Raw genomic sequence first — 12,922 nt, 5'->3', positions numbered from 1 at the left:
CCGCCCCTATCGCCGGCGCCACCGGGGAATGGGCGCCGGTCAGGAAGTTGTTGCCGTCAGTCGTCCGATTTCTCGAGATCGGCGATCGCCCTGTCGAGGTCGGCGGCGACCTTCGCGCGCATTTCCTCGGACAGGCCGCGCGCCGCCTCGCCCTTCTTGAAGCCGTCGCGCGCCTTCTTCAGCGCCGACAGGCGCGCCGCCTTGCTCTCGGCGGTGTCGCCGCAGCGGATCATATAGATGTGCTGGCGCTTGTTGCCGTCGACTTCCTCGCGGTTGACGATCGGCGCGGTCTTCGACCCGTCGCCGCACTTGCCGATCGCGATCGCCTTGCCATCGAAGCTCTGCCACGCGCCATGCGCGACCATCGGCGGCAGGGGCGGCATCGGAGGCATCGGCGCCATCACGGTGCGGATACGCTCCTTGCGCTTCGCCTCCAGCTTGTCGGCGATCGCCTCGGCCTGCGCGCCGCTGATCCCCTGCTCCTTCAGCGTCGCAAGCACATCGTCGCGCGACAGGCTGCCGGGGGTGCGGATCTCGACGCGCTTATACTTGCCGTCGGCGGGCGCGAGCATCACCGCGGACTTGCCCTCATCGTCGCCGTCCTGGCGGATCACGATGCGGTGAACCTCGCGCTTCTTGCCATCCTTTTCGGCGGCGTCGCCGTCATGCTGCTCGGTGAAGATCATCACACGGGGCGCATCGGGCGCGGCCGGAACCTCGGGCGGCAGCGGCGCGTCGGGAGCGGCAGGCGGTGCCGGGGGCGCCGGCGGCTCGGCGAGCTCGGCCTGCGTGCTCGCGGTCGCGGCGGGCACCAGGGTCGCGGTCGTCGCCAGCACCGCCACCGCGGCGACCCCCACGAGCAGCCGGCCGACCAGCCCGCGCTTCTTCGAAATATCCTCCTGCATCAGCATCGTCAGTCTCTCCTGCAGATTGTCGTGGACCGCCATCGGCGCCGCGAGCGACAGCCGCGATCCGACCGCCGCCTTCGCGATGGCGGTGGCATAACGCGCGGTCCGCACATTGCGCGGGGCGGTGTCGGTCATCGTCAGCACGCGCGCGTCGCACGCCGCTTCCTGGTCGAACCGGAAGGCGCGGATCGCGCGCCAGGCCAGGGGGTTGAACCATTGCGTCGCAAGCAGCAGCAGCGCCGCGGCATTCGCCCACAGGTCGCCGTGGCGATGGTGCGACAGCTCGTGATCGATCGCCAGCGCGCGTTCCTCGGTCGCATAGCGGGCGAAGAAATCGTGCGGCACCGCGACGAAGCGCCGCCACAGGCCGAACGCGACCGGCCCGTCGACCGCGTCGGTCATGATCAGGCGGATACCTCCCAGCGGCTCCAGCTCGACCGCGCCCTCCAGCACCCCGGCGCGAAAGCGCTGGTGCGACAGCGCCGCGCTCATGAGGACCGCAACGAAACCGAGCGCCCACAGCGCGAACAGCAAGGGCAGCGCATCGGCAAAGCTCCAGCTCGCCTCCGGAATCGCGACCGGCGTCCCGATCGCCTCGGCGGCGCCGACGACCTCCATCAGCACCACGTCGGCGGGCACGCCGCTCGCTGCGACCGGCGCCGCATCGGCGAAGGGCAGCGGCGGCAGCACCAGCCGCAGCGCCGGGACGAGCCACAGCGTATAGGCGAGCTGCGGGCCGAAATGGCGGGCAAAGGGCTTGCGGATGACGAGCACCGCAAGGACGAGCGCGGCGGTGGTGATCATCGTGTCACCCCACACCTGCATGATCATCGCGGCGCTCATGACTTGAGCTTCCGCAGCAGGGCTTCGATCTCGGCGATGTCGGTGTCCGACAGCGCCTCGCGTTCGGCGAGATGCGCGATCAGCGGGCTCACCCGCCCGCCGAACAGCCGGTCGACGAAGCGCTGCGATTCCTCGCCGACCGCGTCGGCGCGCTCGACCGCGGGGCTGTAGAGATAGCGCCGCCCGTCGGCTTCCGCCGTGACCGCGCCCTTCTGGACCAGCCGCGAAAGCAGCGTCTTCACCGTCGCCTGCGTCCAGCCGTTGATCTTGCCGATGCGCTGGGTCAGGTCGGCCGCGGTCTGCGGAGCCTCGTCCCACAGCGCCGACAGCACCTGCATTTCGGAATCGCTTGCTCTTTCCGCCATGGTGGAACCCCTCCTCTTGGCGTTGATCTGCAATGCGACTACAAATGTAGTCAATCGGCTGAATGCTGCATGAACAAAATGAACGGCAGGCGATATGGCTGCCACAACGCCATCGAGATGGAGCGGCGCGGAGCGCCATGCTGGCCGCGGAGGAGGCGTCTCGAGTGGCGAAGATGGCCCGCGTCGGCGCGATCGCGCGGAACCACCCGGCGAAAACCCGGCGCTTCGCACGATATTAGATGCCCTCGCTAGGGTGCTGACTCTAGGCGGCGACGTTCGAGACGGACTTCACGTCGTAGAGCGCGTCATAGGTGTGCAGCGGAACGTGCGCCGAAAAGATGCTCGCGATCAATCGGTCGACCGCCGCGGCATATCCAAGCGATCGTTCGGTAAATTGGACCGAAGCGGAGGCGCACGCTGATTGGAGGCGAGCATAGGTGACGGAATCGTCGGCCAGCGTTCGGATCGCAGCAAGATAACTGTCAATATTCTCGGGCACAGCTTCCAGGATACATTCGCCGATCACGGGGAGCGCATTGGACAACCTGCTGGTGATGATGGGCTTGGCGGTAAGCACAGCTTCGGCGCAGACCAGCGGCATACCCTCGCAAAAGTCGCCGCGGGTCGGCACGATGAGGGCGTGGCAATTATGGTAGGCAGCATCGAGTTCGCCACGTTCGAGACGTCCGCGCAGCGTAACGCAGTCTCCCAGACCGAGCCGATCGACCTCGGCGCGAAGCTCGGACAGCGCCCCGCCGTCCCCGCAAACTTCGATCGATACGGCGCGCCCCGGCGCATTGCGAAGCGCCTGCGCCATCGCGAGAAGATCAAATACCCCTTTGCTCCGTTCCACACGACCCGAAAACAGGAGCCTGAATGGCGAGGCGGGATCCGCGAACGGATCGACGGGATGGGGATCGCTCCCGGCGAACTGCGACGTCCATCCGAAATACCGCAGGTGCGCGGCGCCGTCGGAGCGGGCTTGTACGCCGCATTCGGGCGAGCAGCCCATCGCCCCGGCCGCAATATGGCGAAAGAACCACGAATCCAGCTTCCGGATAAGCGTCTTAAGCGTTCCCCGCGGTTCGAAGCCGTTCGGCCAGCGCACGTTGTGAAAATTCACCGCGACCGGGATGCCGAGCAACTTGAACAGGGTAAGCATGAAATAATGCGTCGATCCGGAATCGATGATCGCCAAATCGGCCCCGATGCGCCGTGCATAGACAGCAAGCCGGACGCCATACCATATACGCGAAAGATGGAAGCCGAGGCCGATCGCCCCCTCGCCCCGGCGCGGCAGGTTTTGGAAGGTCAGGCCGCCCTGTTCGACGCGCCCCGCGTCGGGGTTGCTGGTGACCAGGACGCCAGTGATACCATGGGCGACAAGCAGGCGGCGGAGTTGCTGCGAAAAGGAATAGCCGGTGACGCCGGCCGGAACGCCGCCATCGCGCATGGCGTCTGCAACGATGTTGCCCGGTCCGAGAGCGCAGAAAATTTTCATTGCGGAGTGTCTATCTTCGTCGCGCAGCCGTGCCAACACCCGCCTCGGGCAATTGAGCCAATATGGGATGGCGCCCAGCTGTCGGGATTTTTGACACCCCCGCCCCCCGGTAAGGAATCGCTAACCAGCGTCCCCCGCCGAAATCCGAGGCAGCGGGAAATTGGCACGCGCCTTGTATGGTATCAGACGTTCCCGAGTGTTCCGCTCAATGGAGCGGTGGGGGACATCGGTCTGGTCCCTGATGTCCCCTGCCCCCACTCCGGAAATCCCCACTTGCCCCCGACGCAAACGGGGGGCGGAGCGGCCGAAAGGCCCCGCCCCCCGGATGCTTTTCATGCCATCGCCAACCACGCCCCGCGCCCGCGCACGAAAAAGGCGCGGGAAGCGATGCCTCCCGCGCCTTTCGTATCGCGGCGACGCGCGCCTTACAGGCCGTCGAGGCCCTTGCTGACCAGCACGTTCACCGCGACGCGGCGGTTCTGCGCCTTGCCTTCGGGGGTGCTGTTGTCCGCGGTCGGGTCGGCCTCGGCCATCCCGGTCGGGGTCAGCATGCGATAGGGCTTCCAGCCGCACGCCTGCTGCAGATAGTTCACGACGCGGCCGGCGCGCTTCTCGCTGAGGACCTGGTTATATTCCTCGCTGCCCACCGAATCGGTGTAGCCGACGACGAGGAGCAGGGCATTGTCCATGCCCTCGGCCTGGCTCGCGGTGTTGCACAGATCGGCCTTCGCCTGCTCCGACAGCACGGCCTTGCCGGTGTCGAAGTTCACATTCATCGTGCTCTTGATGTTGTATTTATCGATGTCGCCCATGCGGCCGCGCAGCGCTTCGGTCGCCGCAGTCTGTTCGGCAAAGCGCTGGTCGGTGCCGGTACGGATCATGTTCGCGGTGCGCAGATCCTTGCTCTTCAGCACGACCTGGTTCGCGACCAGCCCGCCGTCCCACTGCAGCGTCTCCACCGTGACGGGCAGCCCGTTGAGCAGCGCGTTCGCCGCCATCTTGCTGCTGCCGAGGCCCAGGAAGCCGCCATTCGCCTTGACCTTGGTGCTCTCGCTCAGGAAGACGACGGTGTTGGTGCCGTCGGCCGCCGTCACCTGCATCCGGTTGCCGCTGCGCGCCGAGATCATGCCTTCGAGCTTCGGCCCTTCGGTCAGTTCCGACAGCGGGGGGATCTGGGCATAGACGGTCGCAACGGCTTCGCCGCTGCCCGCGGGCTGCGCATCCTGCGCCTCCTGCGCCGCGAGGCTCGCCGAGGCGGGGCCGGCCAGCATGGCCAGCGTCAAAACAAGTCCTGAACTCTTCGAAACGGCACCCATAAGCTACTCCTTCAACGGGGTGGCAGGGGCAAGCGCGTTCAGCATGACCCCTTCTGGCACAGGAATACTCGCCGGATGGCCGAAGGTTGCGCGGGTCGTCGGGCGCTTTGCACGGCTAGCCGACAACCACCGGCGCCGTCCCAGGCGCGGAATTCCGCCTCGAATTCGGCTTTTTGCAATAAGAGCAATGCCCTAACTTTCCCGGCACCGCGACGCGCGCCGGCAAGGGTCCGCTCCAAAAAAAAAGCGCGGGAACCGGATGGCTCCCGCACTTTCTCCTGTTCGCCGCGACGCGATCAGTCGGCCGGGGTCGGCGCCGGTTCGCTCGCGGGGGCGGCATCGGCGGCGGTATCCGCCGCGGCCGGCGTGGTTGCCGTTTCGGCGATGGCCGCGGCAAACTGGTCGGCTGTAAAGCTCATCGCCAGACCCTTGCCGGTCAGGAAGAAAGCCTTGCGCGGCAGGCGCACCTCGCCCTTGTCGGTCGTGACGATCACGCCCTCGGCATCGGTCGCCTTGACCTTGCCGACGACCGAGACGCCGGTCACGCCGCGGATTTCGGCGCCGGGAACCAGCGCGGTTTCGAGCGCGGCGGCGGCATCGGCCGCCTGCTTGTCGAGCGCGGCGGTCAACTGCGCGGCGGTGATGGTGATGGCAAGGCCCTTGTCGGTCTGCGCAAAGGCGTTGGTCGGCAACGCGGCCTTCCGGCCGCCGAAGTCCACCACGACGACGCTGCCGTCGTTGCTCGCGATCGGGCCAAGCTCGACGCCTGCCGAGTCATAGACTTTGGCGCCGACATCGAGTTTCACGGCCGAAGCGCCAGCCTGCGCCTGCGCCTGTGCCAGCGCGGCCGTTCCGGTCGTCGCGGCGAGGGCAAGGGAGAGCGAGGTAATCAGGCCTGCATATTTACGCATTTCGAGCATTCTCCTTGGGAAGCTTTGAGTTGGGATCGTCCAACCAACGCGCGGGCGCGCCCGAAAACACCCCCGCATCCGCCGAACCGTTGCCGTGGCGGGACGAGCCGATGGAATGGTACGGGCCGAAAGCCGGTCCCCCGATCGCGGGCGCACCCGGCAAGATCGGCGCCGCACGCCAACTCGACAATCTCGGGCAGCAACCAACTCGCCGGAATTCAGCCAGAACAGCCCGGCGCATTCGGCAGCCGCCGGGATCATGAATGCCGGGTCAAGTCCGGCATGACGAGGGCCTGAAAACGACCGGAAGCCGGCGTTCGCTCCTCCTTGTGGCGCAGCCATGGAGAGGTGGCAGCGCGAAGCGCTGACGGAGGGGCAAATGGCGCGACGTTGCCGCCCCTCCACCACCGCCTACGGCGACGGTCCCCCTCCCCATCGCTTCGCGACAGGGAGGATCGCTACATCATCGTCACCCCGGACTTGATCCGGGGTCCATGACTTCAGCGCTGCGGTGGATCCCGAATCAAGTCCTGGATGACGAATGACAGCTTACGGCCGATTGCAGCCGTGATCTACCAACGCCGTCCGTCAATCTTTGTCCGGCAATGATAACATGCTGACTGCGTGTCATTATGGTTATACCATTCGTGAATACCGCCAGCCTGTTCGCAATCTGCGCCCTTAGGCGCCAACCCTAACGCCCAAAAGGGTAAGTGCTGTCGAAGCCATGTCCGACGCCTATAAGGCTCGCTTGAACAAAATGTCGCATCGACCATCCGGCGACACTAGCCGCACCTCAGTCCGCTTCCCACCCCAGAGTCGCCCTTCATCGCCAATCTGGACAGAATGGCAGAAAACGACCGATTGCGGACATGCCAATTTGTCGTCAATCTGCATGCATGTTGCAGGCTAACAGAGGCAAAATCGCGATCGCATTCGCTATCGGATTGGCATTTGCAGCCTACTCGCAGTTGCGAGTTTTCAAAGAGCGTCCGACCTATGCCTTGGAAATGACGCTGCTGACACATTATGCCGACAAAGTTGATGATGTTCCAAAGTATCAATCGGATTCTGCAGAGTGGTTTGCCGCCGGAGGTCGGATCAACGATCTCTCCAAATTTCTGGCGCAAGACACGGGCAACCATATTGGGAGGCCATATTTGGTGTTCGCTCTCGAGAAGAACGCCACCTCAGAGACTGTACGATCTGCTCTTGCGGATTTAACGAAGAGGCAAATCTGTTACGCCGGCATATTGGATTTCCCGCCCGACGATATCCCCACCGATCACATGGCCGTCATATTTCGGATCGTTTCGGTGAACGAGAAGGACGGCACTGTGCACCGCTGCGAGGAGCGCAGTAACGTCCCGCCGGGTTGAGCCTTAAGCGTTTCTCCCTATTTGCATCGCTGGTTGCCGAACCGTCGGGTATCGACCGATAGCCGTCGGGCCCAACTTCGCGTAGGGTTTCGGCATGCGTCGGAATCCCTTGTTCGTTATATTGTTGACGGTCGCCGCGTGCGAAACGAACCCATATGCGACGGTCTCCGATGAGGCGCTTCACGCCAACGCAAAATCCTTGGCACTGCCGGAGAGGTATGACCTTTACGTAAGGGTGCTTGAATCCCGAACGCCGCGCCGCCCCATCCTGGCCGAAGATGTTGCCGCGCTTGGGGATCCTGCGTGGCAATACGTTGTTGGACGTGCACTACGAGGCGGCTCCGCAGAACTGTCCCAAGCTTTGCCGGTGCTCTATGCGTTCGATCGACCTTGCGGCTTATCGGACCTTGAACGGCTGCGCGAACACGCCGATCGTGTTTCCAGCGGCGATACAGCGCGTGCACTAAAAAGCTCTATCGACAGCCTTTGCGGGTCGGAACTGCCCGCCGCCGAATAATGTCCGCTCCCCACCCCGAACCTGCCCCTACCCCCCGAATTTCGCGTCGTCGGGGATCACCGCCCAATTCTTTTCCGCCGCGGCGATGAAGCCGGCGCGGTCCTCGTCCCACTTCGCCTTCACCTCCTGATTGAAATTCAGGTACAGCTTCCCGTCGACCACGGCATAGGCCAGCGGATCGCCCGGCGCGAGATAGCCGCGCGACATCGCCCACGAACAATGGCCGCCATATTGCGGCGCGAAGGCGGCGGGATCGGCCTTGAACGTCGCGGCATGCGCCGCGCTCGCGAAATGATAGACAGCGCCGTCATGCTCGACGGCAAAGGCGGCGTCGCCCTTCACCGGCACGCCGTCGCCTTCGAAATAGCTGACGGCGTCATAGCCGCTGACCGCAATATGGCCGCCCTCGACCCCGACATAGACGGGCTTGGCCCACGCATAGGGGGTGAACACCGCCGCCGACAGCGGCAGCGCCGCCGCCGCGAGCAGCGCGAACAGGACATGTTTTTTCATGGGACGGACTCCGATCTGGTTTCGTCCCCGGTTCGCCCCGAAATCGCGCCCGGTTACACGGGTCTGGCGCGCGCCGGTTCGGCGGGGGTTCATCTTCGCGTGGTAATCCCTATTTCAAGGGGATCAGGGAATGCGCGCGATGAAGACACCTGCCCTCTATCTGCTTGTCGCTTTCGCGGCGCTCGCCGTCCCCGCGCATGCGCAGGACGACGATCTCGCGCAGACCGGCTCGCCGCCGCAAAAAACCTCGATCCTCTACACCTATGGCGACGATCCCTGTCCCGAGACGACGGGCGACGAGATCGTCGTCTGCGCGCAGCAGCCCGAATCGGACCGCTACCGCGTCCCCAAGGATCTCCGCCATCAGGACGAAGAGGCGCCCGCCGGCGGCGGCTCGTGGGCGTCGAAGGTCGAGGGCTATGACGCCATCGCGCGCCAGACGCGCCCCGACAGCTGCTCGCCCGTCGGCAGTTACGGCTTCACCGGCTGCGCCGCCGCCGCGCTGCGCCAATGGTTCGAGGCACGGCGCGCCGGAACGCCCTGACGCGCGCCCGAGGCCCGGCGTTTCCAGCGCGCTCGTCGGCATCCAGAGGGGCATCCCCATTCATCGCAGAGCCAGCAAGGCGCGCGCATAACGTCCCCGTTCAAGGGAGGATATCATGCGCAAAGCCTTGCTGGTTGCCGCGGCGTTCATCGCCACCCCTGCGCTGGCGCAGGCCAATCCCCAGATCGACTATCCCGCGTTCCAGACGCTCACCGCCAGCGTCGCGCCGCAGCGCGCGACGCGCCTCCTCAAGTTCGACGCCTTCAAGGCCGAGGCCGCAAAGCCCGGCACCCTCCTCCTCGACGCGCGCTCGAAGGACGCCTTTGCCGCGGGCCACATCGCGGGCGCGGTGAACCTGCCGCTCACCGATTTCACCGCGGAGAGCCTCGCGGCGGTGATCGGCGCCAACCCCGACCGCCCGATCCTCATCTACTGCAACAATAATTTCCGCAACGACGCCGCTCCCGTCCGCATGAAGGCGGCGCCGCTCGCGCTCAATATCCAGACCTTCATCAACCTCGTCGGCTACGGCTATCCCAACGTCTGGGAGCTTGCGGACGTGATCGACATGGGCGATCCGGCCGTCGGCTGGGTAAAGGGCTAAGCCCCCAATCTGTCACACGACTCCGCTAACAGGGCCTTGCCTTTCCCTGTTCGCAAGGAGTCTCCCGATGAGCGAATTGGTACGCGAGATCGTCGAACTCAACGCCGGCATCGACGGCGACGAGGACAGCCCGCTGCTGGTCGTAGAGGTCGAAGGCCTCGCCCCCACCGCCGGCTGGACCAGCGTCCGCCTCGAACCCCATGTCTATATCACCCCGCCTGAGGACGGCGTTCAGGATTTCGACCTGGTCGGCGACCGCCCGCCCCATGATGCTTCTGGCGACGCGGCGGCCGACGCGCTGACCGAGGTCGAGGCCGCCTGGGAAGGCCCGCTCGAGGACTGGTGCATCGGCGTCCGCGTCCACGCGGTCGACAATATGCTCGAGGATGAGGTCTTCGAACCGTGGGACGAAGACGGCGAGGACGAGAGCGAAGCCGCCTGAAGAATTACCCTCCCCCTGCACTTCGCCGGGCCGCGAAGGCCCCTTCGCGGCCCGGCGACATTTTCTGACCCGCTGCGGTCTGCCGCGAAATTTTAGGCACCTGCCTCTTGCCAAGCGCGACATTTTGCATCATTGCGACGGCCATGCGCGGCAACGCCCTTCTTCTTCTGCGACTTACACGCCCTTGGGCGTGACACTGGCTGCGCGCTAGTCGCGGCCACCCGCTCAAGGGTCCGATCGACAAGCGACACCAACCCGGCAGAAGAAGTTTACACCCCATGACCATGCTCACCGACCCCTCGGTCAAGTACAGCGCCTTCCCGCAGGTTCCCTTGAGCCACCGCGAATGGCCCGGCCGCGTCACCACCAAAGCCCCGATCTGGCTCTCGACCGACCTTCGCGACGGCAACCAGTCGCTGATCGACCCGATGGATGCCGAGAAAAAGACCCGCTTCTTCGACCTGCTCGTCAAATGCGGGTTCAAGGAGATCGAGGTCGGCTTTCCCGCCAGCGGCGCGACCGACTTCGACTATATCCAGGGCCTCGTCCGCGGCGGCCGCATCCCGGAGGGCGTCACCCCGCAGGTGCTGACGCAAAGCCGCGCCGACCTCATCCGCACCAGCTTCGACAGCCTCGAGGGCGCGAAGACCGCGATCGTCCACGTCTATAACGCGGTCAGCCCCGCGTGGCGCCGCATCGTCTTCGGCATGGAAATGCCCGAGATCAAGGGCATCGCGGTCGAGGGCGCCAAGCAGCTCCGCGACAACGCCGCGCGCCTGCCGCAAACGAACTGGCGCTTCCAGTACAGCCCCGAAACCTTCTCGACCGCCGAGCTCGATTTCAGCATCGAATGCTGCGAGGCGGTGATGCAGATCCTGCAGCCCACGCCCGAAAACCCGATCATCCTCAACCTCCCCGCGACGGTCGAGGCCTCGACGGCGAACATCTACGCCGACCAGATCGAATATTTCTGCAAGAACCTCCCGAACCGCGACCGCGCGATCATATCCTTGCACACCCACAACGACCGCGGCACCGGCGTCGCCGCGGCCGAGCTCGGCCTGCTCGCGGGCGCCGACCGCGTCGAGGGCTGCCTGTTCGGCAATGGCGAGCGCACCGGCAACACCTGCCTCGTCACCATCGCGCTCAACATGTACACGCAGGGCGTCGACCCACAGCTCGACTTCTCGAACATCGACGAGGTCATCCAGACGGTCGAATATTGCAACAACCTGCCCGTCCACCCGCGCCACCCCTATGGCGGCGAGCTCGTTTACACCGCCTTCTCGGGCAGCCATCAGGACGCGATCAAGAAGGGCTTCGCCGCGCGCGAGCGCCAGAATGACGAGCGCTGGGAAGTCCCCTATCTGCCCATCGACCCCGCCGACCTCGGCCGCAGCTACGAAGCGGTGATCCGCGTCAACAGCCAGTCGGGCAAGGGCGGCGTCGCCTGGGTGCTCGAACAGGACAAGGGTCTGAAACTGCCCAAGAAGATGCAGGCGAGCTTCAGCCATGTCGTCCAGGCGCTGGCAGACGAGACGAGCCGCGAACTCGGCGCCGAGGACATCTGGCACGCCTTCGAGCGCCAATATCTGACCACCGAAGCCAAACGCTTCCAGCTCGTCGACTGGTCCGAAACCCACTCGGGCGCCGACCGCATCTTCGCCGGCAAGCTCACCATCGACGGCACCCCGCGCAGCGTCAGCGGCCGCGGCAACGGCCTGATGTCGAGCGTCATCGCCGCGCTCAGCGAAAGCGGCGGCCCCGTGATGGACATCGTCGACTACAGCGAGCACGCGATCGGCCAGGGCAGCAATGTGCAGGCCGCCGCCTATGTCGAATGCCGCACGGCGGACGGCAAGAGCCTGTTCGGCTGCGGGCTCGACACCGACGTCGCGACGGCGAGCGTGCGGGCGATCCTCAGCGCCGCGAATGGGGCGTAATTCGGGGGCGGCCTTACAATCCGCCCCCCGCGACCCCATATGTCATTATCGCGGCAGACGTTTTTTCGTAGGCCACCGCGACTGAGAGACGCTTGGCGCTCCCGCTTACGCAAGAGGAGCCGCGCCGATGAGCAGCAAACCCGACCCCGATTCCGCCACCCCCGCCCCCGCTCTCGCCCCGGCAAAATCGTACTCCAGCCGCCTGTTTCGCCCCAAACGCACCCCGCTGCCGCGCGACGATGCGCGACGTCAGGGCGACATCAGCAGCCTTGCCTATCTGACGATGGGCGGCCGCGACGCGGCAGTGGCATTCCTCAACGTCGAAAATCCCACACTCGGCGGCCGCCCGCTCGCGCTCGCGACCGCCAGTGCCGAGGGTTATGCGCGCGTCGCTGCCGCCATTCACGCCTGGTCGCCGGACCCGGCCGCCGGATGAGCCGCGCGATGAACCTCGCTTTGCCCGAAAGCGAGGTGAACGCGCTCTGCACCGCCGCGGGGATCAGCGTCAGCGCGATCGAACCGCTGCCGTCGGGCGGCACGCACCTCGTCTGCACCACCGGCGCGGGCGCCGACGAAATCCGCCTGCGCCTCGCCGGCCACCTGATCGAAGGGGCGGTCACCCGCTATCGCTTCTATCGTCCGCCGGGCAAATAGGCCGCGCCCCGCACAGCGTCAGCGGCCGCGGCAACGGCCTGATGTCGAGCGTCATCGCTGCCTTGAGCGAAAGCGGCGGCCCGGTGATGGATATCGTCGATTACAGCGAGCACGCGATCGGCCAGGGCAGCAATGTGCAGGCCGCCGCCTACGTCGAATGCCGCACCGCGGACGGGAAGAGCCTGTTCGGGTGCGGGCTGGATACCGACGTGGCAACGGCGAGCGTGCGGGCGATCCTGAGCGCCGCCAACGGCGCGTAAAACTCCTCCCCGTGGCCGAAGGTCATGGGGAGGTGGCAGCGCGAAGCGCTGACGGAGGGGCCAAAACGCACCGTCGCCGCCCCTCCACCCCCCTTCGGGCGGTCCCCCTCCCCATGCCCTGCGGGCGCAGGGAGGAACGCGATGCGAAGCGAGCGCAGAATCCTCCCTGTCGCGAAGCGATGGGGAGGGGGACCGCGCCAGACGGGCGCGGTGGAGGGGCCC

At 65.8% G+C, this 12,922-nt stretch carries 14 protein-coding genes and 1 pseudogene; 9 read left to right on the top strand and 6 right to left on the bottom strand.

Annotated elements, in window-relative coordinates; translation table 11 throughout:
* Positions 1 to 56: 56 nt before the first annotated feature.
* The 5 genes from QOL79_RS03605 to QOL79_RS03585 all read right to left on the bottom strand — a co-directional run bounded on the left by QOL79_RS03605 (position 57) and on the right by QOL79_RS03585 (position 5,844).
* Positions 57 to 1,751, bottom strand: a complete 1,695-nt coding sequence (locus tag QOL79_RS03605) for a M56 family metallopeptidase (RefSeq protein WP_283418644.1) — start codon at positions 1,749 to 1,751, stop codon at positions 57 to 59.
* Positions 1,748 to 2,116, bottom strand: coding sequence for a BlaI/MecI/CopY family transcriptional regulator (locus QOL79_RS03600; protein WP_058454129.1), 369 nt, complete (start codon positions 2,114 to 2,116; stop codon positions 1,748 to 1,750). The genes QOL79_RS03605 and QOL79_RS03600 overlap by 4 nt, the downstream gene beginning before the upstream one ends.
* Positions 2,117 to 2,378: 262 nt before the next feature.
* Positions 2,379 to 3,653 carry a glycosyltransferase family 4 protein gene (locus QOL79_RS03595; protein WP_283418643.1) on the bottom strand — a complete coding sequence of 425 codons (1,275 nt, stop codon included), beginning with the start codon at positions 3,651 to 3,653 and terminating at the stop codon, positions 2,379 to 2,381.
* A 389-nt stretch (positions 3,654 to 4,042) separates the two neighbouring features.
* Positions 4,043 to 4,933: an OmpA family protein gene (locus QOL79_RS03590; protein WP_283418642.1), complete on the bottom strand. Its 891-nt coding sequence runs from the start codon at positions 4,931 to 4,933 to the stop codon at positions 4,043 to 4,045.
* A 296-nt stretch (positions 4,934 to 5,229) separates the two neighbouring features.
* The gene (locus tag QOL79_RS03585; RefSeq protein ID WP_283418641.1) at positions 5,230 to 5,844 is read right to left on the bottom strand and encodes a hypothetical protein; all 615 of its coding nucleotides are present in this window, start codon (positions 5,842 to 5,844) and stop codon (positions 5,230 to 5,232) included.
* Between the two features lie 899 nt (positions 5,845 to 6,743).
* Here QOL79_RS03585 and QOL79_RS03580 point away from each other — a divergent pair.
* Both QOL79_RS03580 and QOL79_RS03575 read left to right on the top strand, forming a co-directional pair.
* Positions 6,744 to 7,223 (top strand): hypothetical protein, encoded by a 480-nt coding sequence (locus QOL79_RS03580; RefSeq protein ID WP_283418640.1) that lies wholly within the window; start codon positions 6,744 to 6,746, stop codon positions 7,221 to 7,223.
* A 124-nt stretch (positions 7,224 to 7,347) separates the two neighbouring features.
* The gene (locus QOL79_RS03575) at positions 7,348 to 7,740 is read left to right on the top strand and encodes a hypothetical protein (RefSeq protein WP_283418639.1); all 393 of its coding nucleotides are present in this window, start codon (positions 7,348 to 7,350) and stop codon (positions 7,738 to 7,740) included.
* A gap of 27 nt (positions 7,741 to 7,767) precedes the next feature.
* Here the strand turns inward: QOL79_RS03575 and QOL79_RS03570 are convergent, their stop codons facing one another.
* On the bottom strand, positions 7,768 to 8,253 hold the full coding sequence (locus tag QOL79_RS03570) for a YHS domain-containing (seleno)protein (RefSeq protein ID WP_058454134.1): 486 nt from the start codon (positions 8,251 to 8,253) through the stop codon (positions 7,768 to 7,770).
* A gap of 139 nt (positions 8,254 to 8,392) precedes the next feature.
* Here QOL79_RS03570 and QOL79_RS03565 point away from each other — a divergent pair, with 139 nt between their 5' ends.
* The 7 genes and pseudogenes from QOL79_RS03565 to QOL79_RS03535 all read left to right on the top strand — a co-directional run.
* A complete protein-coding gene (locus tag QOL79_RS03565; RefSeq protein WP_058454169.1) occupies positions 8,393 to 8,797 on the top strand; it encodes a hypothetical protein in 405 nt (134 codons plus the stop codon).
* A 115-nt stretch (positions 8,798 to 8,912) separates the two neighbouring features.
* Positions 8,913 to 9,401 carry a rhodanese-like domain-containing protein gene (locus QOL79_RS03560; protein WP_058454135.1) on the top strand — a complete coding sequence of 163 codons (489 nt, stop codon included), beginning with the start codon at positions 8,913 to 8,915 and terminating at the stop codon, positions 9,399 to 9,401.
* A gap of 67 nt (positions 9,402 to 9,468) precedes the next feature.
* A complete protein-coding gene (locus tag QOL79_RS03555) occupies positions 9,469 to 9,843 on the top strand; it encodes a hypothetical protein (RefSeq protein ID WP_283418638.1) in 375 nt (124 codons plus the stop codon).
* Between the two features lie 278 nt (positions 9,844 to 10,121).
* Positions 10,122 to 11,786: a 2-isopropylmalate synthase gene (gene leuA, locus QOL79_RS03550; protein ID WP_283418637.1), complete on the top strand. Its 1,665-nt coding sequence runs from the start codon at positions 10,122 to 10,124 to the stop codon at positions 11,784 to 11,786.
* A gap of 127 nt (positions 11,787 to 11,913) precedes the next feature.
* Positions 11,914 to 12,222: an antitoxin Xre/MbcA/ParS toxin-binding domain-containing protein gene (locus QOL79_RS03545; RefSeq protein WP_283418636.1), complete on the top strand. Its 309-nt coding sequence runs from the start codon at positions 11,914 to 11,916 to the stop codon at positions 12,220 to 12,222.
* 8 nt (positions 12,223 to 12,230) lie between these two features.
* Positions 12,231 to 12,440 (top strand): hypothetical protein, encoded by a 210-nt coding sequence (locus tag QOL79_RS03540; protein WP_349252316.1) that lies wholly within the window; start codon positions 12,231 to 12,233, stop codon positions 12,438 to 12,440.
* A gap of 14 nt (positions 12,441 to 12,454) precedes the next feature.
* A pseudogene (locus tag QOL79_RS03535) lies at positions 12,455 to 12,700 on the top strand (alpha-isopropylmalate synthase regulatory domain-containing protein); the annotation flags it as partial.
* Positions 12,701 to 12,922: the final 222 nt, after the last annotated feature.

Source organism: Sphingopyxis sp. Geo48, assembly GCF_949769155.1.
Lineage (GTDB): Bacteria > Pseudomonadota > Alphaproteobacteria > Sphingomonadales > Sphingomonadaceae > Sphingopyxis.
The sequence above is the reverse complement of the archived record's forward strand: the minus strand, read 5'-3'. Positions and strand labels throughout refer to the sequence as shown.